Here is a 20,120-nt window from a genome sequence, read left to right on the forward strand (position 1 = left end):
TTTCGTTATCGTGCGGTAATATTTACGCCAGGTCGATGCCGTACGGTGACGCCATGAACGCCAGGGTCAGGAGCGAGGAGCGCCGCGCCGAGATCGTGCGGGCCGCCCTTGAGGTGATCGCCGAGCGCGGGTACCGGGGGGCCAGCCTCGCCGCGGTGGCGGAGCGGGTCGGGCTCACCCAGCAGGGGCTGCTGCACTACTTCCCGACCAAGGACGCGCTGCTGGTGGCGGTGCTCCAGGAGCGCGACCAGTGGGACGCGCTGCCCAACACCCAGTTGCGGGTGGATCTGCTGGCCTCGCTGGTGGAGTACAACGCGATGCGGCCCGCCATCATCCAGACCTTCTCGGCGCTGCTCGGCGAGAGCGTCACCGAGGACCACCCGGCACAGGAGTACTTCACCGGGCGCTACACCCGGGTCCGTGCCGCCATGGCGAAGGTCCTGCGTGCCGAGTACGGCGACCGCCTGCCCAACGGCCTCACCCCGGAGCGCACGGCTCCCCTGCTGGTCGCGGTGATGGACGGCCTGCAGTACCAGTGGCTGCTGGACCCGGAGTCGGTGGACATGCCAGGCGCCTTCCGGGACTTCCTCACCCTGCTGGGCGAGAAATAGATGGCGCGGTAGCGCCGGTTCCGGTGCGCCGTTGCGGGGAAGCGGACTGACATCACGTTCCTCCACCGCACCGGAAGGACCGCAACCCCCGTGCATCTCATACGTGTTGGGATCTGGGCCCTGGGCCTGGCGCTGGCCACGACACTGACCGCACCCACGACCGCGACCGCCGCCGAGCAGCCCACGGTGGAGGAGCTGAGGCTCGACCGGGCGGTGCCGCAGGAGATCCTGCGGCGGTCCGGATTCGACTCCGTGGCACCGGAGTTCGCGGCGGCGTTGCGGGGAGCGCGGTCGTACGAGCGGGCCCGTGCCGTCGTCGTACGGGAGGGCGGCGCGCTGTGGCGGCGGGCGGTGGAGCGGGCGCAGGGGCGGGGGCCCGCGGGCGGGGACCTGAGCCGGGACGACGACCGGCCGCTGTACTGGGCGCGGCTGGGGATGACCAGGGAACTGCGGTCCTGGGAGCCGGAGTTCGGGCTCTCCCAGGAGCAGCGGGCGGCACTGCTCGGGGAGTTGGAGCGGGCCTCGCGCGGGCAGAGCGCGATCCGGTATCCGCGCGGCAAGGGCATCAAGCGGATCCTGCTCACCGGGTTCGACCCGTTCACGCTGGACCGGGACATCCGGATCTCCAACCCCTCCGGGGCGACCGCGCTCGCGCTCGACGGCACGGTGATCGAGACCGCGGACGGTCCGGCGCGGATCGAGACGGCGGTGTTCCCGGTGCGCTGGCGGGACTTCGCGGACGGCACCGTGGAGCGGACCCTGCGGCCGTACCTGAAGTGCGTCGACCTGCTGACCACGGTGAGCCAGGGGCGGGTCGGGCGGTTCGATGTCGAGCGGACCAACGGGGCCTGGCGGGGCGGTTTCCCGGACAACGACAACATCGGCACCACCGGCCTCGTGCCGGTCGACGACCCGGCCACACAGCCGCAGTGGACGACCACGACCCTGCCGTACGAGCGGATCGTGGCCGCGGACACCGGGCGCTTCCCCGTCTACGACAACACCACCGTGACCGAGATCCCGGCGGGCGGTACGACGCCCGTGACGCGGCCGGACGGGCCGACTCCGGGTTCGACCGCGCGGGCCGGTGGCGGCGGTGACTACCTGTCCAACGAGATCGCCTACCGCGCCACACTCCTGCGCGACCGGCTCGGACTGCGCGACACACTGCCCGCGGGCCATGTGCACACACCGGTGCTCCAGTTCGGGCCGGGCAACACCACGGAGGTCACCGACCCCCAGTTCGTGCGCAACCGGCTCGACATCATCGACCAGGTGCGGGCGATCCTGCGGACTGCGGGCTGAGCTCCTCCTCGGTGTCCTCGTCGTCGTCCTCGGCGATCTCCTCACCGAGCAGGTCCCGCGCCATGAGGGTCGCGCCCGCGACCGCGCCCGGCATCAGGAAGACCGCCACGAACGGCACCACGAAGGCCACACCGAGCGGCGTGCCGAAGCCCCACACCAGGGTCCGGCGGGCGCGCAGCAGGCGCAGCCGGTCGCGGAGTTCGATCTCGCGGCGCTGCAGGGCGACCGCGGTCAGCTCCTCGGTGAGGAAGTAGCCGGTGACCATGAACCCGATCACCGGCACGACCGTCTGCCCGACGACCGGGACGAAGCCCAGCGCGAAGAGCAGCACGCCCCAGATCGCGGCCCGCACGACGATACGGAGGCTGTCGCGGCCGGAGATCCACAGCTCGCGCCAGAGCGGCAGCCCCGACTCGGGGGCGGTGCCGTCCGGGGAGACGTCCCGGTCGACCTGCTCGGAGAGGCTCTCGTAGAAGGGCTGGCCGATCAGCAGCGTGACCGCGGTGAAGGTGACCGTGGTCAGCAGCAGGGAGAGGGCGAACAGCAGGACCGTGAGGAAGCCGCGGAAGAGTCCGAGCCAGGGGCTCGACCAGTCGTCGGCGAACGGCGTGGCCCAGGCCACCAGGTCGTCGCCCCACAGCGCGAGGGCGACCAGGGCCGCGGCGTAGAGAACGAACGTGATCAGGCCGGGAATCAGCCCGAAGCCGTAGCTCTTGCCGTGCCGGGCCATCCAGCGCTGGCCCTTGAGGAGATAGCGGAAACCCACCCCGAGATCGTGCATGGCCGAACTCTATCGGCCACCCCCCGGCCACCTCGAAAGCGCCGGTCACCCCGCCGCCACCGACACCACCACCCCGGGCTCCGCCGACGGCGACACGGCCGCCGACACCCGTACCGCCGCCGCGCGGGCCACCCGGCCGGCCCGGGCGGCGCCGGACAGCAGCAGCGGCTGAAGCTGTTCCAGACCGGCCACCAGTAACTCCTCACCCGCGATCAGCACCGGCCGGGCCGCCCTCGTGGTCGCGGCGGCGGCCTCGGTGAGGTCGGCGAGCGGCGGCAGGGCGGCGCGTACGACACCGGCGCCCGCGTGGGCGGCGCGCTCGGCGAGGGACACCTGCAGCGGCACCAGCGGGGCCACCGCGGCGGTCAACGCGTCGGCGATGCGGCGCAGTTCGGGACCGCCGTCCTCCAGCACCTCCGCCGCCGCGCGCAGCACCGGGGTCAGGGCGAGGACGACGCCCGCGACCAGGCCCGCGCCCGCCGGGAGCAGCGGGGAGGCTGCCTCGACCAGCTCACCGAGGGCGGCGGTGAACTCCTCCACGGCCGGTTCCACCGCGTCCAGCACCGGCAGCAGGCTGTCGCCCAGCACCGCGAGCAGCGCCTGGGCCGGTTCGCTCACCGGGTGCACGGCGAGCGGGGCGCCGGTGGTGCCGAGGCGGGCGAGGGTGTCGACGACGCGCTGGAACGCCTGCTGGGCCTGCGGGGAGGCGCTGGCCTCGGCGAGTTCGGCGGTGGTGCGGCGCAGTACGCGCAGCATCTCCGTGCCCGAACCGTCCCTGGGGTCGAAGGTGTTGAGGGCGATCCTGGTGAGGTTCCCGGCCGTGTCCAGGAGCTGGCCGGTCATGTCGGTGGTGTTGCGGGCCATACGCAGAACGTCGTCCCTGCTGGGCAGTGGCGGGATCGTCGCCATCGGGTCTCCTCGGCTCGGCACCGTCGCCCTCAGGATGCCCTCTTCCTCAGTGCCCTGTACGCCATCCGGGGCATCGGTGACACCAACTCCTCACAGGTGCAGTTGAGTCGAACGGGTACACCTCGCCGTACGCATTTTCACGACGGCGCGGGCGGTCGTCGGACGGTGCGGGGCAGCCGGTGGGGAATTGGCCCTGCGGGTCAGGGCATGGTTCACCATGGCACACACGCACAGCGGTCAGAGAAGAACGAGGAGAGCGGATGACGCCGGAGGTTCACGGCACCGTCGCGGACGGTTTTGAAGCGGTGCGCGAGGAGTTCGCCGCTTTCGTGGCGGAGGAACGGCCCGACTACGAGGGCCAGTTGTGCGCGTATGTACACGGGCGCAGGGTCGTCGATCTGTGGGCGGGGGACGGCGCCGACGCCGGGTCGCTGTACGGCGTGTTCTCCTCGACCAAGGGCGCCGCGCACCTGGTGGTCGCCCTTCTCGTGCAGGACGGCACTCTCGAACTGGACCGCAAGGTCACCTACTACTGGCCGGAGTTCGGCGCGGAGGGCAAGGGCGCACTCACGCTGCGCGACCTGCTGGCGCACCGGGCGGGGCTGGTCGGTCTGGACGCCGGGTTCTCCGCGGAGGAGCTGGCGGACGACCGGGTGATCGCCGAGCGGCTCGCCGACCAGCGGCCGTTCTGGCGCCCCGGCACCGCCTTCGGCTATCACGCGCTGGTCATCGGCGCGCTCACGGGCGAGGTGGTGCGCCGGGCCACCGGCCGCACCCTCCAGGAGGTGTACGAGGACCGCGTGCGCGCGCCCTACGGCCTGGACTTCTACCTCGGGCTGCCCGAGGCGCTCGAACCCCGTTTCCGCTCGGTGCAGCCGATGGCGCCGACGCCGAAGCAGCAGGCGCTGCTGGACGCCGAGGCGACCGGTCCGCACACGCTCTCCTCGATCGCCTTCAACACGCATGTGCCGGAGCCGGGCGAGCTGGTGGACCACGCCAACTCCCGTCTGGTGCGCGCGAAGGGGCCCGCCTCGGCGGGCGGGGTGGCCGCGGCGCGGGGTCTGGCCGGGATGTACGCGGCGGCGATCAGCGAGGTGGACGACCGGCCGCCGCTGCTGAAGCCGGACACCATCGCGGAGTTCGGGCAGATCCACTCCGTGGGCTACGACCTGGTGGCCCGGGCGCACAAGGCGTTCGGCCTGGGCTTCCAGGCCACAGCGGACAACTGGTACCCGTTCCTCGGCGCGGGCGCCTTCGGGCACAGCGGGGCGGGCGGCGCCCAGGCCTTCGCCGACCCGCGCAGCGGCCTTGCCTACGGGTACACCAGGCGCCGGTGCGCGTTCCCGGGCGGGGCGGCACCCGAGAACGTACGGCTGGTGCGGGCGGTGCACACGGCGGCGCTGGCCGTGTGACCTACGACCACGCACGAAGGCCGCACCCTACGTCCAAGGGTGCGGCCTTCGCTGCTGTGCAACGAACGCGGTCAGACCAGGGTCACGGTGATGTTCCCGCGGGTCGCCTTGGAGTACGGGCACACCTCGTGGGCCTTCTTCAGCAGGGCGCGGGCCGATTCCTCGTCCACGTTCGGGATGTTCGCGGAGATCTCCACGATCAGGCCGAAGCCCTCGTCGTTGCGCCCGATGCCGACCTTGGCGGTGACCGTCGAGCCGGAGACGTCGGCGCCCTCCTGGCGGGCGACCACGCCGAGGGCGCCCTGGAAGCAGGCGCTGTAGCCGGCGGCGAACAGCTGCTCCGGGTTGGTCCCGGCGCCGCTGCCGCCCATCTCTTTCGGCGGGTTCACCACCACGTCGAGCCTGCCGTCGTCGGTGGCGACCCGGCCGTCGCGGCCGTTCTCTGCGGTGGCCACGGCGGTGTACAGGACGTCCGTCTGCTGGATGGACATGCGGTGTCTTCTCCTTCTCGGTCCGCCGCGACTCGCGCCCACGATCGACGACGGTTTCGGAAAGAAGTTACCGCATACCGAAAAACCGCAGTAGGGGTCAGAGCTTGACGATCATCTTGCCGATGTTGTCGCCGCGCAGGACCCCGAAGAACGCCTCCAGGTTGTTCTCGATGCCCTCGACGACCGTCTCGCGGTACTTCAGCGCGCCCGAGGCGACCCAGGGGCCGACCTCCTTCACGAACTGGGGCTGGAGGTCGTAGTGGTCGCCCACCAGGAAGCCCTCGATGCGTCCGCGGGTCTGGATCAGGCGGGCGAGGTTGCGCGGGCCGGGGGCGGGCTCGGTGTCGTTGTAGACCGAGATCATCCCGCAGACGGCGATCCGGCCGTCCCGGTTGAGCCGGCCGATGGCGGCCTCCAGGTGGTCGCCGCCGACGTTGTCGAAGTAGACGTCGATACCGTCCGGGGCGGCCTGCTTGAGCTGCTCGGCGACGGGGCCGTTCTTGTAGTTGAAGGCGGCGTCGAAGCCGTACTCCTCGACCAGCAGCTTCACCTTCTCGTCGGAACCGGCCGAGCCGATGACCCGGGAGGCGCCCTTGAGCTTGGCGATCTGGCCGACCTGGCTGCCCACGGCACCGGCGGCGCCGGAGACGAAGACCGTGTCGCCCTCCTTGAAGGACGCGGTGCGCAGCAGGCCCGCGTAGGCGGTGAGGCCGGTCATGCCGAGTACGCCGAGGTAGGTGGACAGGGGCGCGGCCGTCGCGTCGACCTTGACGGTCTGGGCGGCGCCGACGGTGGCGTACTCGCGCCAGCCGCCGAAGTGCAGGACGTGGTCGCCGGGGGCGATGCCGTCGATGTTCGAGGCGAGGACCTCGCCGACGGCGCCGCCCTGCATGGGCTTGTTCAGCTCGAAGGGGGCGACGTAGGACTTGGCCGCGCTCATCCGGCCCCTCATGTACGGGTCGACCGAGAGGTACGCGTTCCGCACCAGCACCTCGTCCGGTCCCGGCTGCCGGATCTCCGCCTCCACCAGGGCGAAGTCCTCGGGCTTCGGCCACCCGACGGGGCGGCTGAGCAGGTGCCACTCGCGGCCGGCGGCGGGGAGCGTGGGGGTGTCGGACATGAGGGTGACCTTCCTGAGTACTTCAGAGGGTGAAACTTCAGAACCTGAAACAACCATGCGCCTGAATATTTCAGGATGTCAAGTAACGGGGTACTCTGGTAGCCATGGCCACACCGCAGACGTCCCACCGCCCCGACGCGCTGACCATGGAGGTCGTCGACCTGATCGGGTCCGTGGTGGCGCGGTATCACGAGGAGTACGAGGAAGCCGCCGCCGAGCACGCCCTGACCGGCGCGCAGGCGCGGCTGCTGGGGCTGCTCACGCTGGAGCCGCTGCCCATGCGGAAGCTGGCCCTGCGCCTGAAGTGCGAGCCGTCCAACGTCACCGGGATCGTGGACCGGCTGGAGTCCCGGGGCCTGGTGGAGCGGCGCCCGGACCCGGCGGACCGGCGGGTGAAGGTGGCCGCCGCCACGGACGAGGGGCGCGAGGTGGCCCGCAGCCTGCGCGAGTCCCTGCGGTTCGCCCGGGAGCCGCTCGCGGGGCTGAGCGATCAGGAGCGGCTGGCGCTGCGGGATCTGCTGCGGCGGATGCTGGAGTCGTAGCCAGGAGGCGCCCGGACTCGCTCTAGGTGCACCACCACAGGAAGCGGTCGCAGGTCTCCGACGGTTCCGGATCCGGTTCCGGCTCGGGGTCCGGGCGGGTCGGCTTCGGCGTCGGGGTGGGGGTCGGGTCCGCCGGGGCCGGGTCGGGTGCCGTCGTCGGGGGCAGGCCGCCGTCCGTCTCGCCGGACTGCGCGTCGTTCGTCGACTCGTCCTCCGGCTTCCCGGACTCCTTGCCGTCCTTGTCACCCTTGCCGTCCTTGTCCTTGTCCGACTCCGACGGCGAGGGGGACGCCGACGTGCTCGGGGACGCCTCGTCGGACACCGTGTCCGCCGTGTCGCGGACCGGCTCCGCCGACTCCTCGGCCTCCTCGCCCGCGCCGCCGTCGACCGTGGTGTCGCCCGCCGTGGCCGGGGCGGAGGACGAACCCGGCGCGTCCAGACCCAGTTCGGCGAGGCTCAGACCACCCGCGGCGAGGAGGAACCCCGCCGTGACGAGCAGGGTGCGACGGCGGCGCCGGCGGTGGGCCGCCGCCTTGCGGTCACGGCGGCTGGTGCCGGTACCCTCTTCCTCGGCATCGTTGTCGGCGGCGGACTCGCCCCCGTACGGCTCCTCGGCGCGCCCGCGCCGGCTCCGGGCCGCCCGGCGGGCCGCCGCCCTGCCTTCCGGTGGTACCGCTTCCGCGGCCGGCTCCGGCTCGCTCGCGGGCTCCTCGTACACGTCCGTACGCATCGCCTCTTCGCTCGCGTACACGCGGAGTTCTTCGACCGGCGCGCCGCAGCCCGGACAGGCGAGGGCGCCATTCAGGTGCCGTCGGCACGGGTGGCAGTAGTCCATGACGCGGGAAGACTAAGTTCCGCACGGAGGACGTTCATAGGGCCGCCTGTGAAAGTTGTGTGCGGAACTACCCCCTCCGGTGGGCCGGTTGAGGTATACGCCCGATCCGTCACCGATGCCATGCCGACTCGGCACCGAAAGCCGTGTCGAAAGCGCTGTCGAAACCGTTATCCGTACGACCCATTGACACTCCGACCACCGCGTCCCTACTGTCACGTCAGCATTTCGAACGTATGACGAAATATCGAACATGCGGAATGAAGCCGACGACGCAGCAAGGGACAACTGCCGTGCGCATCACCGGAATCAGCACACACGTGGTCGGAACGCCCTGGCGCAATCTGACCTACGTCCAGGTGCACACCGACGAGGGGATCACGGGAGTCGGTGAGACCCGGATGCTGGGCCACACCGACGCGCTCATCGGCTATCTGCGCGAAGCCGAGGCCAACCACATCCTCGGCTCCGACCCGTTCGCCCTGGAAGACCTGGTGCGCCGGATGAAGTACGGCGACTTCGGCCGCGCGGGCGAGATCGTGATGTCCGGTATCGCCGTGATCGAGATGGCCTGCTGGGACATCAAGGGCAAGGCGCTCGGCGTCCCGGTGTGGCAGCTACTGGGCGGCAAGGTCACCGACCGGGTCAAGGCGTACGCCAACGGCTGGTACACCACCGAGCGCACGCCCGAGGCGTACCACAAGGCCGCGCAGGGGGTGATCGAGCGCGGGTACAAGGCACTGAAGATCGACCCCTTCGGCACCGGGCACTACGAGCTGGACCACGAGCAGACCCTGTACGCCGTCTCCCTGATCGAGGCCGTGCGGGACGCCATCGGCCCGGAGACCGAGCTGATGCTGGAGATGCACGGCCGTTTCTCCCCCGCCACCGCCGTCCGCCTCGCCCGGGAGCTGGCGCCGTTCAAGCCCGCCTGGCTGGAGGAGCCGGTCCCGCCGGAGAACCTCAAGGCGCTGGAGAAGGTCGCCGCCAAGGTGGACATCCCGGTCGCCACGGGTGAGCGCATCCACGACCGGATCGAGTTCCGGGAGCTGTTCGAGAGCCAGGCCGTCGACATCATCCAGCCCGACGTCGGCCACATCGGCGGCATCTGGGAGACCCGCAAGCTGGCGGCCACCGCAGAGACCCACTACATGCTGGTCGCCCCGCACAACGTGGGCGGCTCGGTGCTGACCGCCGCCTCGCTCCAGGTCGGCTTCACCTCCCCCAACTTCAAGATCCTGGAGCACTTCAACGACTTCGCGGACGCCGAGATCAAGAAGGTCGTCAAGGGCGCCCCGCAGGTCGTGGACGGGTACTTCCAGCTCTCCGAGGCCCCCGGACTCGGGGTCGAGTTCGATGCCGACGCCGCGGCCGAGTTCCCGCAGCAGCAGGCCCGGTTCGATCTGTGGGCCGAGGGCTGGGAGCAGCGCAAGCCGAAGGGCGGTGGGCGGTGAGCACCGAGGTCGTCGTCGAGGCGCCGGGCGAGCACCGGCTGGCCCCGCACGAGCCGCGCGAGCCCGCGGCCGGGGAGGCGCTGGTGCGCGTCCACGCGGTGGGCATCTGCGGCAGTGACCGCGAGGTGTACCAGGGCAACCGGCCCGAGGGGTACGTCCGTTACCCGCTGGTGCCGGGGCACGAGTGGTCCGGGACCGTGGCGGCGGTGGGCGCCGGGGTGCCCGGGTCACTGGTCGGCCGGAAGGTCGTCGGGGAGGGGTTCCGCAACTGCCAGGTCTGCGACCGCTGCCACGCGGGCGAGACCACGCTGTGCGGCGCCGGGTACGAGGAGACCGGGTTCACCCAGCCCGGCGCCATGGCAGCGACGCTGACGCTGCCGGCCCGGCTGCTGCACGCGCTGCCCAACGACTGCGACCTGACCGCCGCCGCCCTGCTGGAGCCCGCCGCGTGCATCGCCGCCGCGGCGCTCAAGGCGAACGCCCGCCCCGGTGAGCGGGTCGCGGTGGTCGGCACCGGGACGCTCGGCATGTTCGCCGTGCAGTTCCTGCGCGCCGGATCGCCGGGCGAGCTGCTGGTCGTGGGCACCCGGCGGGACCGGGAGGCGCTGTCCCGGGAGTTCGGGGCGACCGGCTTTTGTACCCGGGACCAGGAACTGCCCGCCGACTTCGACGTGGTGATCGAGACCGCCGGGTCCGCCTCCGCGGCACGCACCGCCGCCTCCCTGCTCCGGCGCGGCGGGCGGCTGGTGCTCACCGGGATCCCGGCGCCGGGTGCCGACGGTCTGGACCCGACGGACCTGGTCGTACGGCAGTTGGAGGTGCACACCGTGTTCGGGGCGCCCCCGGCGGCCTGGGCGCACACCGTCCGGGTGTTCGCGGCGGGGCTGCTGGCCCCGCCGCCGCTGGTCACGCACGAGCTGCCGCTGGAGGAGTTCCCGCAGGCCATCGAGCTTGTCGGGTCCGGCGATCCGAAGGTGGGCAAGGTCCTGCTCCGACCCTAGTCACCCCTCCACCCCAGCCGTACGCCGGTACGGGGGCGACCTGACGGTCCCCGTACCGGCGTACACCCAGAGCCGTACCGGTGCTCCCGGCCCTCTTTCCTACCCAGAGCCGCGAACTCCGTCCGAAATACCGAACAAGAAGGACAGCTTGTGACCGACGCTTCCGCCACGGCAGCCCGTCGACCCGGTGAGCAGGCGCTCGCCGCCCTCGGCCTGGGCGCGCCCGACCTCTCCCCCGCCGACGCCTCCCCCCACACCTTCCCGGGCGGCGGCCGCTGGCGCACCGAGATCCCCTCCTGCGAGGGCCCCGAAGCGCTGGCCGTCGTCCTGAAGGAGTCCTCGCGGCTCGATGTGCCGATCCACCGGATCAGCCAGGGCAGCGGCGTATGGATGCTGACCGACTCGGAGATCACCGAGATGGTCGAGGCCACCGCCGAACGCGACATAGAACTCTGCCTGTTCACCGGCCCGCGCGGCACCTGGGACATCGGCGGCTCCACCCGCACGGACTCCCGGGGCGCCGGACTGCGCGCCCGCGGCCACGACGCGGTCGCCGGGTGCGTGGAGGACGCGGTACGCGCCACCGAACTGGGCGTGAAGTGCCTGCTCGTCGCCGACGAGGGGGTGCTGTGGACGCTGCACCGGGCGCGGGCCGCCGGGATCATCCCGGCCGACACCACACTCAAGGTCAGCGCCCTGATCGGCCCGGTCAACCCGGCCGCCTACGCGGTCTACGAGCGGCTCGGCGCCGACTCGGTGAACGTGCCGAGCGATCTGACCCTGGACCATCTCACCGAGATCCGGCGGGTCTCCGCCTGCCCCATGGACATGTACATCGAGGCCCCCGACGACCTCGGCGGCTACGTCCGGATGTACGAGGTCGCCGAGCTGATCCGGCGCGGCGCCCCGCTGTACCTGAAGTTCGGCCTGTCCAAGGCCCCCGGCATCTACCCCTACGGGCACCACATGCGGGAGCTGACGCTGGCCACCGCCAAGGAGCGGGTGCGCCGCGGCCGGTTGGCACTCGACCTGCTCGCCCGGCACGGGGCCGACGGGGAGATGGCCCCGCTCGGTTCACGGCTTCCCGGCGCACTCCGACGTTTCGAAACATATTCATAAAGGTTTCGACGCCCCCTCTTCACAGAAGCCGACGTAGTCAAACAGAATCCCACACACCCCAGCCGTGCTGAGACATCGAGGAAGATGACCATGCGCAACCGCAGAGCCGCACTCGCCGCGATAGCCACCGCCGCCTCCCTGGCCCTGACCCTGACCGCCTGCGGCCAGGACAGCGAGGGCGGCAGCGAGGAGGGGAAGGGCAGCACCGAGGGCGCCACCATCGGCATCGCGATGCCGACCAAGTCCTCCGAGCGCTGGATCGCTGACGGCAACAACGTTGTCGACCACCTGGAGGAGAAGGGCTACAAGACCAAGCTGGTCTACGGGGAGGACGACCCCGACCAGCAGGTCTCGCAGATCGAGAACCTCATCACGCAGGGCGTGAAGGCGCTGATCGTGGCCGCCATCGACAACAAGTCGATGAACAACGTCCTGCAGCAGGCCAAGGACGCCGACATCCCGGTCATCTCCTACGACCGCCTGATCCTCGGCACCGAGAACGTCGACTACTACGCCTCCTTCGACAACGAGAAGGTCGGCGAGCTGCAGGCCACCTACATCGTGGAGAAGCTCGGCCTGAAGGACGGCGCTGGTTCGTCGGCGAAGGGCCCGTTCAACATCGAGCTGTTCGCCGGCTCCAACGACGACAACAACACCCGCTACTTCTTCCAGGGCGCGATGAACGTCCTGCAGCCCTACATCGACAAGAAGCAGCTCGTCGTCCGCTCCGGCCAGACCGAGCTGACCCAGGTCACCACCCTGCGCTGGGACGGCGGCACCGCCCAGAAGCGCATGGACGACATCCTCACCTCGGCCTACAAGTCCGAGCGGGTCGACGCGGTGCTCTCGCCGTACGACGGCATCTCCATCGGCATCCTGTCGGCGCTGAAGTCCGACGACTACGGCTCCAAGTCCAAGCCGCTGCCGATCGTCACCGGCCAGGACGCCGAGGTCGCCTCGGTGAAGTCGATCATCGCCGACGAGCAGTCGATGACCGTCTACAAGGACACCCGCGAACTCGCCAAGGTCGCCTCGAACATGGTCGACGCGGTGCTCAACGACAAGAAGCCCGAGGTCAACGACGAGAAGACCTACGACAACGGCTCGAAGGTCGTCCCCGCGTACCTGCTGGAGCCGGTCAGCGTCGACAAGGCGAACTACCAGAAGGTCGTCGTCGACTCCGGCTACATCAAGGAAAGCGACCTCAAGTAAGCGCCGGCACTTACGGATTGGAAGGCACGACCATGGCGGGACCCGTCCTGGAAATGCGCTCGATCGTCAAGACCTTTCCCGGCGTCAAGGCGCTGTCGGACGTCACTCTGACCGTCCAGCAGGGCGAGGTCCACGCCATCTGCGGGGAGAACGGCGCCGGCAAGTCGACCCTGATGAAGGTCCTCTCCGGCGTCCACCCGCACGGCACCTACGAGGGCGAGATCCTCTTCGAGGGGGAGGTCTGCTCCTTCAAGGACATCAGGGCCAGTGAACAGCGTGGCATCGTCATCATCCACCAGGAACTGGCGCTGATCCCCTACCTCTCCATCGCGGAGAACATCTTCCTCGGCAACGAGCACGCCACCCGCGGGATCATCAGCTGGACCGAGACGCTGAGGCACGCCACCGAGCTGCTGCGCCGGGTGGGTCTGACCGACCACCCCGACACCCGCGTCGCCGACATCGGCGTGGGCAAGCAGCAGCTGGTGGAGATCGCCAAGGCGCTGTCGAAGAAGGTGAAGCTGCTCATCCTGGATGAGCCGACCGCCGCCCTCAACGACGAGGACAGCGGCAAACTCCTCGATCTGATCCTGGAGTTGAAGAAGCAGGGCATCACCTCGATCATCATCAGCCACAAGCTCAACGAGATCCGCAAGGTCGCCGACTCGGTGACGATCCTGCGCGACGGCCGGACCATCGAGACCCTCGATGTGAAGGCCGAGGAGACCACCGAGGACCGCATCATCAGCGGGATGGTCGGCCGGGACCTGGAGCACCGCTTCCCCGAACGCACCCCGCACACGCCCGAGGAGGGCGCGGCCCCGGCCCTGGAGATCCGCGACTGGACCGTGCACCACCCCATCGACCAGCAGCGCAAGGTCGTCGACGATGTCTCGCTCCAGGTGCGGCGCGGGGAGATCGTCGGCATCGCGGGCCTGATGGGCGCGGGCCGCACCGAACTGGCGATGAGCGTCTTCGGGCGCTCCTACGGCCGGTACGCGGGCGGCACGGTCCTCAAGGACGGCAAGGAGATCCGCACCCGGACGGTCCCCGAGGCGGTCCGCAACGGCATCGCCTACGTCACCGAGGACCGCAAGCACTACGGCCTCAACCTCATCGACACCATCAACCGCAATATCTCGCTCAGCGCGCTGGGCAAGGTCGCCCGGCGCGGAGTGGTCGACGAGCACGAGGAGCGGCAGGTCGCCGAGAGCTTCCGCACGTCCATGAACATCAAGGCGCCCACGGTCTTCGAACCGGTGGGCAAGCTGTCCGGCGGCAACCAGCAGAAGGTCGTCCTCAGCAAGTGGATCTTCGCGGGTCCCGATGTGCTGATCCTGGACGAGCCGACCCGCGGTATCGACGTCGGCGCCAAGTACGAGATCTACACCGTCATCGACCAGTTGGCCGCCGAGGGCAAGGCGGTGGTCTTCATCTCCTCCGAACTGCCCGAGCTGCTCGGCATGTGCGACCGCATCTACACCATGGCCGCCGGCCGGCTGACCGGCGAGTTCTCGCGGGCGGAGGCCTCGCAGGAATCGCTGATGCGACAGATGACCAAGGACAAAGAGGTAACCCGATGAGCACGGATGTGACCGCCAAGACGCCGGCTCCGGCGCCGCCCGGCAAGGGCGGTTCGGCCACGGGCGACGGACTGCTCCAGCTGGTGCTGGACGGCATGCGCCGCAACATGCGGCAGTACGGCATGCTGTTCGCGCTCGGCCTGATCGTGGTGCTGTTCGCCGTGTGGACCGACGGTGACCTGCTGCTGCCGCGCAATGTCTCCAACCTGGTGCTGCAGAACAGCTACATCCTGATCCTCGCGATCGGCATGATGCTGGTCATCATCGCGGGTCACATCGACCTGTCGGTGGGATCACTGACGGCGTTCATCGGCTCGATGGCCGCGGTGTTCATGGTGAAGAACGATCTGCCCTGGCCGGTCGCGGTCGTGCTGTGCCTGGCCATGGGCGCGCTCGCGGGCGCGGTGCAAGGGTTCTTCATCGCCTACGGCGGCATACCGTCGTTCATCGTCACCCTGGCCGGCATGCTGATCTTCCGCGGTCTGACGGAGATCTTCCTGGAGGGGCAGACCCTCGGCCCGTTCCCGGAGGGCCTGCAGAAGGTGTCCAACGGCTTCATGCCGGAGGTCGGCCCGGACACCAACTACCACAACCTCACCTTGCTGCTCGGGCTCGCGCTGATCGCGTTCGTGGTCCTCCAGGAGTACCGCGACCGGCGCCGCCAGCAGGAGTTCGCGCTGGAGGTGCTGCCCCGCAACCTCTTCCTGCTCAAGCTGGTCGCGCTCGGCGCCGCCATCCTCACGGTGACCCTGCTGCTCGCCAGCTACAAGGGCGCCCCGTACGTCCTGCTGATCCTCGGGGCGCTGCTGGTCGGGTTCGGCTACGTCATGCGCAACGCGATCATCGGCCGCCACATCTACGCCATCGGCGGCAACCTGCCCGCGGCCAAGCTGTCGGGTGTGAAGGACAAGAAGGTCACCTTCCTGGTCTTCCTGAACATGGGCATGCTCGCGGCCCTGGCGGGTCTGGTCTTCGCCGCCCGCTTCAACGCGGCCTCGCCCAAGGCCGGCCTCAACTTCGAGCTGGAGGCCATCGCCGCCTCGTTCATCGGCGGCGCGTCGATGAGCGGTGGTGTCGGCACGGTGCTCGGCGCGATCATCGGCGGCCTGGTCCTGGGCGTGCTGAACAACGGTATGAACCTCGTCGGCATCGGCACCGACTGGCAGCAGGTCATCAAGGGACTGGTGCTGCTGGCCGCGGTCGGGTTCGACGTGTGGAACAAGCGCAAGGTCGGTTCGTAACGTCACCGGGCCCCGCTCACCGAGCGGGGCCCCTCCTTTTCACGGGAGCCGCTGCATGGAACTGAACAGACGCACCCTCCTCGCCGGGGCGGCCGCCGCCGGTGTCACCGCAGCACTCAGCTCGACCGCACACGCCACAGGGGGCAACAGGCCGGTGAAGTCGCTCTTCGGCAAGCTCGCGGACGGGACCAAGGTCTACCGCTGGTCGCTGGAGAACGGCGGGACCCGCCTGAAGGTCCTCTCCTACGGCGGCATCGTCCAGTCCCTGGAGATCCCCGACCGGCGCGGCCGGTACACCAACGTCTCCCTGGGCTTCGACAACATCGAGGACTACGTCTCCTCCAGCCCCTACTTCGGCGCCCTCATCGGCCGCTACGGCAACCGCATCGGCAAGGGCCGCTTCACACTCGACGGCAAGGCCTACCAGCTCTCCGTCAACGACGGCGAGAACAGCCTGCACGGCGGGGCCAAGGGCTTCGACAAGGTCGTCTGGGACGTCGAGCCGTTCACCAAGGGCTCCGACGTCGGCCTGTACCTCTACTACACCTCCGTCGACGGCGAGATGGGCTACCCCGGCACGCTGCGCACGAAGGTCACGTACACCCTGACCCGCGACGGCGACTGGCGCATCGACTACGAGGCCACCACCGACAAGGCCACTGTCGTCAACCTCACCAGCCACGTCTACTGGAACCTGGCGGGCGAGTCGAGCGGCACCATCTACGACCACGAGCTGTCCATCGCCGGCTCCCGCTACACACCGGTCGACTCGGGGCTGATCCCCACCGGCGAGCTGGCGAAGGTCGCCGGCACCCCCTTCGACTTCCGCCGCACCAAGACCGTCGGCGAGGACATCCGCGTCCCGCACCAGCAACTGCTCTACGGCAAGGGCATCGACCACAACTGGGTCCTCGACAAGGGCGGCACCGCGAAGCCGCAGTGGGTGGCCACCCTGCGGGACCCCTCCTCCGGCCGCACCCTGAAGATCGCCACGACCGAGCCCGGGCTGCAGTTCTACTCGGGTAACTTCCTCGACGGCACCCTGGTCGGCACCGGCGGTTCGGTCTACCGCCAAGGCGACGGACTGTGCCTGGAGACACAGCACTTCCCGGACTCGCCGAACCACCCGTCGTTCCCGTCCACAACGCTGCGACCTGGGCAGACGTACCGGACGACGACGGTGCACTCGTTCAGCGCGTGACTGAGGGTCACAGCGTCTTCACAACTTCCCAACTTTTTCACAGGGGTTGAACAGCGCCCCAGAGGCATCCGTACGTATGGGCGGCCCGTGCTCCCCCGCGCGGGCCACCCACAGACGGAGGTTGCCTTGGCTGAGAACGTCACCTCGCTGTTCCGCAGCACGGCGGCGCACAGCCCTTCGATGGCCGCGCTGACCCGCGAAGGCGGTGACGGAGTCGGGCCGATCGACTTCTGCATTCCGTGCAACCCGTACTTCCCCACCCCGGCCATGTTCGACGACATGGCGAGCCGGTTGCGCGACATCATCACGTACTACCCCAGCAGCGCCGACACCATCACGGCCGAGCTGTGCAACCTCCTGCAACTCCCCCCGCAGGCCGTCGCGATGGGCAACGGCTCCACCGAGCTGATCACCTGGATCGACCACCTGCTGGTCCGCGAGTCCCTCGCCGTCCCCGTCCCCACCTTCGGCCGCTGGACCGACCAGCCCATGGAGACCGGCAAGCGGGTCGACATGTTCCCGCTCCAGGAGTCCAGCGGCTTCGCCCTCGACCTCGCCCAGTACGCCGAGTTCATCCGGGCCCGCGGCACCAGGGTCGCGGTCATCTGCAACCCCAACAACCCCGACGGCGGCTTCCTGCACCGGCACGCCATCGTGCAGTTCATGGACGCCATGGCCGACCTGGACCTGGTCGTCATCGACGAGAGCTTCCTCGAATTCGCCGACGCGGAGGCCGAACCGTCGGTCGTCCAGGAGGCGATGCTCCGCCCCAACGTCATCGTGCTGCGCAGCCTCGGCAAGAACTTCGGCCTGCACGGCATCCGCTTCGGCTACCTGGTCGCCAACCCTGCGCTCGCCGGGAAGGTCCGCTCCATGCTGCCCAAGTGGAACCTCAACGCCTTCGCCGAGCACGTGGTGTTCATGCTGAAGAACCACGGCCGGGAGTACGCGGACAGCCTCCAGCAGGTGCGCCGGGACCGGCTCGACATGGCGGGCCAGCTCGCCGCGCTGCCCGGCCTCACCGTCTACCCCTCCCAGGGCAACTTCCTGTTCGTGCGCCTTCCGGTGGGCGCCGAGGGCACGGTCGTCCGCGACCGGCTCCTCACCGAGCACCGGATCCTGGTCCGTGAATGCGGCAACAAGATCGGTTCGTCCAGCCGCTTCCTGAGACTCGTGGTGCGCCCCCAGACGGACGTGCGTCGCCTGGTGTCCGGTCTGGAACAGGTGCTCTACGGGACCAGGAGGGGAGCGGCCGCCGTGCCCGAGCTGGCTAATGGGACCAGCTACAGCTCGGGCACGGCGGCCGTGGACCGGCTCGTCAGCTCGACCAACGGGGCCGGGATGTCCCTCGGGGGCGGGATGTCCATGCCGGCGCAGATACCGGCGGCGGCCGCACCGGTGCCGGAGCCGGTGCCCGCGGCACCCATGCCGACCCCGGCCCCCATGCCGGCGCCCGTTCCCGCCCCGGCACCGATGCCCACTCCGGCTCCGGCCCCGGCCCCTGTTCCGACGCCCGCACCCATGCCCGCGGCGGCGTCGTACGGCCCCACGCCGCCCGGTGTACCGGCCCGAGGGGGGCTCACGGCGGCGCAGGTCCGGGGGACGACGGGGCCTGGGCTCGCACCCGCCCCGGCGACGGGGTGGCCGCAGGCTACGGCTTGGCCTAACGCGGCGGGGTAGGCCGGCCGCTCGGTTCAGGCCGGGTTCAGACGCCACTGCTGGCAGGCGTTGTTCAGCCACGTCCACTGGCGTACGTCCGTGCCGTCCGCCGTGCCGCAGTTGGCGACGTCCGCCACCTTGCCCGTCGCCTGGTTGACGATGCGGACGTAGGTGTCGGTCGTCGCGACGAAGCGGAAGCGCTGGGAGGTGTTGTTCAGCCAGGACCACTGGCGCAGGTCCGCGCCGTCGGCCGCGGAGCAGTCGGCGGTGTCCAGGACCTTGCCGGTGGCCACGTTCACCAGTCGGTGGGTGTCGTCGCCCAGGTCCTCCAGCCGCCAGCGCTGGTTCGCCCCGCCGTTGCACGTCCACTGCTGGACGTTGGCGCCGTCCGCCGTCGAACCGCCCGCCACGTCCAGGCACTTGCCGCTGTTGCGGTTGGTGACCGTGTACGTCGTGGAGGTGGCCGGCGGTTCGCCGGACGGCCCCGCCAGACCGCTGCCCAGGGCCACCGGTGTGCCGAGGTTCGGGGAGCCGTCGGAGTCCCAGGTGAACCTCTGCGCCCTGGCCGTACGGCCGTTGTCGCAGCCGTCGGAGGCGGAGTCGTTGGCGTGGTAGACGATCCAGCTCTCGGTGCCGTCGGGTGACGTGAAGAAGCCGTTGTGCCCGGGGCCGTAGACCCCGGCGGAGTCGTTGCGCTGGAAGACCGGGGTGGACTTCTTCGTCCAGGAGGAGGCGGAGAGCGGGTCGGAGCCGGTGAGTTTGAGCTGGCCGAGTTTGTAGTCGGGGGTCCAGCAGCCGCTCGCCGAGTAGATGAGGTAGGTCTGGCCGCCGCGCTGCAGCAGCTCGGGCCCCTCGTTGACCGTGCCGCCCTGGCGCTCCCAGTCGTAGGTGGGCGTGGAGACGGTGGAGAAGCCGGTGGCCAGGGTGTACGGGTTGGACATCCGGGCCGCGACGAGGTTCTGGGTGCCGCCGCTGGCACTGCCGAACAGATACAGCTGACCGTTGATGGTGCCGACGGTCGGGTCCAGCATCCAGGCGGAGTTCAGCTGGTTGCGGTAGGTGTACGGGCCCATGGGGTCGGAGCCCGCGCTCTCCAGGACATGGGTGCGCTGGGTGGGGATGTAGTCGGAGACGTTCTGCCCGGCCACGTAGTAGAGGTACCAGCGGCCGTTGAGGTAGTGCAGTTCCGGCGCCCAGATGTTGCAGCAGCGGGAGGCGGCGTCGCCCTGCCACACCTGCACGCTGGGCGCGGTGGCCAGTCCGGCGAGGGTGGTGGACTTGCGGATGGTGATCCGGTCCGTCCAACTCGTCGTCACCATGTAGTAGTTGCCGTTGTGGTAGGCGATCCAGGGGTCGGCGCCCTTGACCGACTTCACCGGGTTGCTGAACGAGGCGGCACTGGCGGGGGTCTGCCCCAGGGCGAGCAGGAGGGCCAGCGCGGCCAGCAGGGTCAGTAGGCTCTACGTTCTTGATCGGGTTGATCGAGCCATTCGTAGGGTTGGGTCGCCCAGGGGTGCTGGGTGTGGCTATCAGTGGGCTGCCATCTCGTGGCTTCCATCGCTTCGCCGCCCGGTGCCCCACGACGACTCGGCCGCCGATTAGGAAGTGCGAACAAGTCGCTGTGTAGAGCAATGCCGGCGAGGTCGT

General features: G+C 69.9%; 18 protein-coding genes. 12 read left to right on the plus strand and 6 right to left on the minus strand.

The genetic code is table 11. The features are described 5' to 3' along the window. The first annotated feature begins 35 nt into the window (after nt 1-35). Both ACZ7L7_RS19635 and ACZ7L7_RS19640 read left to right on the plus strand, forming a co-directional pair. Nucleotides 36-611 carry a TetR/AcrR family transcriptional regulator gene (locus tag ACZ7L7_RS19635; protein ID WP_285516361.1) on the plus strand — a complete coding sequence of 192 codons (576 nt, stop codon included), beginning with the start codon at nt 36-38 and terminating at the stop codon, nt 609-611. Nucleotides 612-701: 90 nt separating this feature from the next. Beyond that, entirely contained in the window at nt 702-1,916 is a 1,215-nt protein-coding gene (locus ACZ7L7_RS19640; protein WP_285516362.1) for a pyroglutamyl-peptidase I, read from the plus strand. Here the strand turns inward: ACZ7L7_RS19640 and ACZ7L7_RS19645 are convergent. Both ACZ7L7_RS19645 and ACZ7L7_RS19650 read right to left on the minus strand, forming a co-directional pair. Beyond that, a complete protein-coding gene (locus ACZ7L7_RS19645; RefSeq protein ID WP_285516363.1) occupies nt 1,876-2,697 on the minus strand; it encodes an EI24 domain-containing protein in 822 nt (273 codons plus the stop codon). The two genes, ACZ7L7_RS19640 and ACZ7L7_RS19645, sit on opposite strands and share 41 nt — an antisense overlap. Nucleotides 2,698-2,742: 45 nt before the next feature. Further along, nucleotides 2,743-3,606 carry a hypothetical protein gene (locus ACZ7L7_RS19650; protein WP_285516364.1) on the minus strand — a complete coding sequence of 288 codons (864 nt, stop codon included), beginning with the start codon at nt 3,604-3,606 and terminating at the stop codon, nt 2,743-2,745. A gap of 260 nt (nt 3,607-3,866) precedes the next feature. On the opposite strand from ACZ7L7_RS19650, the gene ACZ7L7_RS19655 reads away from it, so the two are divergent. Then, a complete protein-coding gene (locus ACZ7L7_RS19655; RefSeq protein WP_285516365.1) occupies nt 3,867-5,018 on the plus strand; it encodes a serine hydrolase domain-containing protein in 1,152 nt (383 codons plus the stop codon). A 71-nt stretch (nt 5,019-5,089) separates the two neighbouring features. Here the strand turns inward: ACZ7L7_RS19655 and ACZ7L7_RS19660 are convergent, their stop codons facing one another. Next, on the minus strand, nt 5,090-5,509 hold the full coding sequence (locus ACZ7L7_RS19660; protein ID WP_285516366.1) for an organic hydroperoxide resistance protein: 420 nt from the start codon (nt 5,507-5,509) through the stop codon (nt 5,090-5,092). Between the two features lie 97 nt (nt 5,510-5,606). Beyond that, nucleotides 5,607-6,629 carry an NADP-dependent oxidoreductase gene (locus ACZ7L7_RS19665; RefSeq protein WP_471432001.1) on the minus strand — a complete coding sequence of 341 codons (1,023 nt, stop codon included), beginning with the start codon at nt 6,627-6,629 and terminating at the stop codon, nt 5,607-5,609. 104 nt (nt 6,630-6,733) lie between these two features. Here ACZ7L7_RS19665 and ACZ7L7_RS19670 point away from each other — a divergent pair, with 104 nt between their 5' ends. Next, nucleotides 6,734-7,171, plus strand: coding sequence for a MarR family winged helix-turn-helix transcriptional regulator (locus ACZ7L7_RS19670; RefSeq protein WP_285516368.1), 438 nt, complete (start codon nt 6,734-6,736; stop codon nt 7,169-7,171). A gap of 22 nt (nt 7,172-7,193) precedes the next feature. Here the strand turns inward: ACZ7L7_RS19670 and ACZ7L7_RS19675 are convergent, their stop codons facing one another. Further along, complete coding sequence (locus tag ACZ7L7_RS19675; RefSeq protein WP_472076662.1) at nt 7,194-8,006, minus strand: SCO2400 family protein; 813 nt, start codon at nt 8,004-8,006, stop codon at nt 7,194-7,196. Between the two features lie 290 nt (nt 8,007-8,296). On the opposite strand from ACZ7L7_RS19675, the gene ACZ7L7_RS19680 reads away from it, so the two are divergent. From ACZ7L7_RS19680 to ACZ7L7_RS19715, 8 genes are all read left to right on the plus strand, one after another. Beyond that, nucleotides 8,297-9,457 carry a mandelate racemase/muconate lactonizing enzyme family protein gene (locus tag ACZ7L7_RS19680; protein ID WP_472076664.1) on the plus strand — a complete coding sequence of 387 codons (1,161 nt, stop codon included), beginning with the start codon at nt 8,297-8,299 and terminating at the stop codon, nt 9,455-9,457. Continuing rightward, nucleotides 9,454-10,458 carry a zinc-dependent alcohol dehydrogenase gene (locus tag ACZ7L7_RS19685; protein WP_285516371.1) on the plus strand — a complete coding sequence of 335 codons (1,005 nt, stop codon included), beginning with the start codon at nt 9,454-9,456 and terminating at the stop codon, nt 10,456-10,458. The genes ACZ7L7_RS19680 and ACZ7L7_RS19685 overlap by 4 nt, the downstream gene beginning before the upstream one ends. Before the next feature lie 150 nt (nt 10,459-10,608). Next, nucleotides 10,609-11,577 carry a glycosyltransferase family protein gene (locus tag ACZ7L7_RS19690; protein WP_453606090.1) on the plus strand — a complete coding sequence of 323 codons (969 nt, stop codon included), beginning with the start codon at nt 10,609-10,611 and terminating at the stop codon, nt 11,575-11,577. A 90-nt stretch (nt 11,578-11,667) separates the two neighbouring features. After that, nucleotides 11,668-12,789, plus strand: coding sequence for a multiple monosaccharide ABC transporter substrate-binding protein (gene chvE, locus ACZ7L7_RS19695; protein ID WP_285516373.1), 1,122 nt, complete (start codon nt 11,668-11,670; stop codon nt 12,787-12,789). A gap of 32 nt (nt 12,790-12,821) precedes the next feature. Next, on the plus strand, nt 12,822-14,372 hold the full coding sequence (mmsA, locus tag ACZ7L7_RS19700) for a multiple monosaccharide ABC transporter ATP-binding protein (RefSeq protein WP_285516374.1): 1,551 nt from the start codon (nt 12,822-12,824) through the stop codon (nt 14,370-14,372). Next, nucleotides 14,369-15,613, plus strand: coding sequence for a multiple monosaccharide ABC transporter permease (gene mmsB, locus ACZ7L7_RS19705; protein ID WP_093718273.1), 1,245 nt, complete (start codon nt 14,369-14,371; stop codon nt 15,611-15,613). Before mmsA ends, mmsB begins: the two co-directional genes overlap by 4 nt. Before the next feature lie 55 nt (nt 15,614-15,668). Continuing rightward, complete coding sequence (locus ACZ7L7_RS19710) at nt 15,669-16,814, plus strand: aldose epimerase family protein (RefSeq protein WP_472076667.1); 1,146 nt, start codon at nt 15,669-15,671, stop codon at nt 16,812-16,814. Nucleotides 16,815-16,940: 126 nt separating this feature from the next. After that, a complete protein-coding gene (locus ACZ7L7_RS19715) occupies nt 16,941-18,494 on the plus strand; it encodes a pyridoxal phosphate-dependent aminotransferase (protein ID WP_472076669.1) in 1,554 nt (517 codons plus the stop codon). Nucleotides 18,495-18,508: 14 nt separating this feature from the next. On the opposite strand, the gene ACZ7L7_RS19720 is transcribed toward ACZ7L7_RS19715, so the two are convergent. Then, nucleotides 18,509-19,927, minus strand: a complete 1,419-nt coding sequence (locus tag ACZ7L7_RS19720) for a family 43 glycosylhydrolase (protein WP_472076674.1) — start codon at nt 19,925-19,927, stop codon at nt 18,509-18,511. Between the last annotated feature and the right edge of the window lie 193 nt (nt 19,928-20,120).

The organism is Streptomyces sp. NPDC110618, assembly GCF_055657065.1.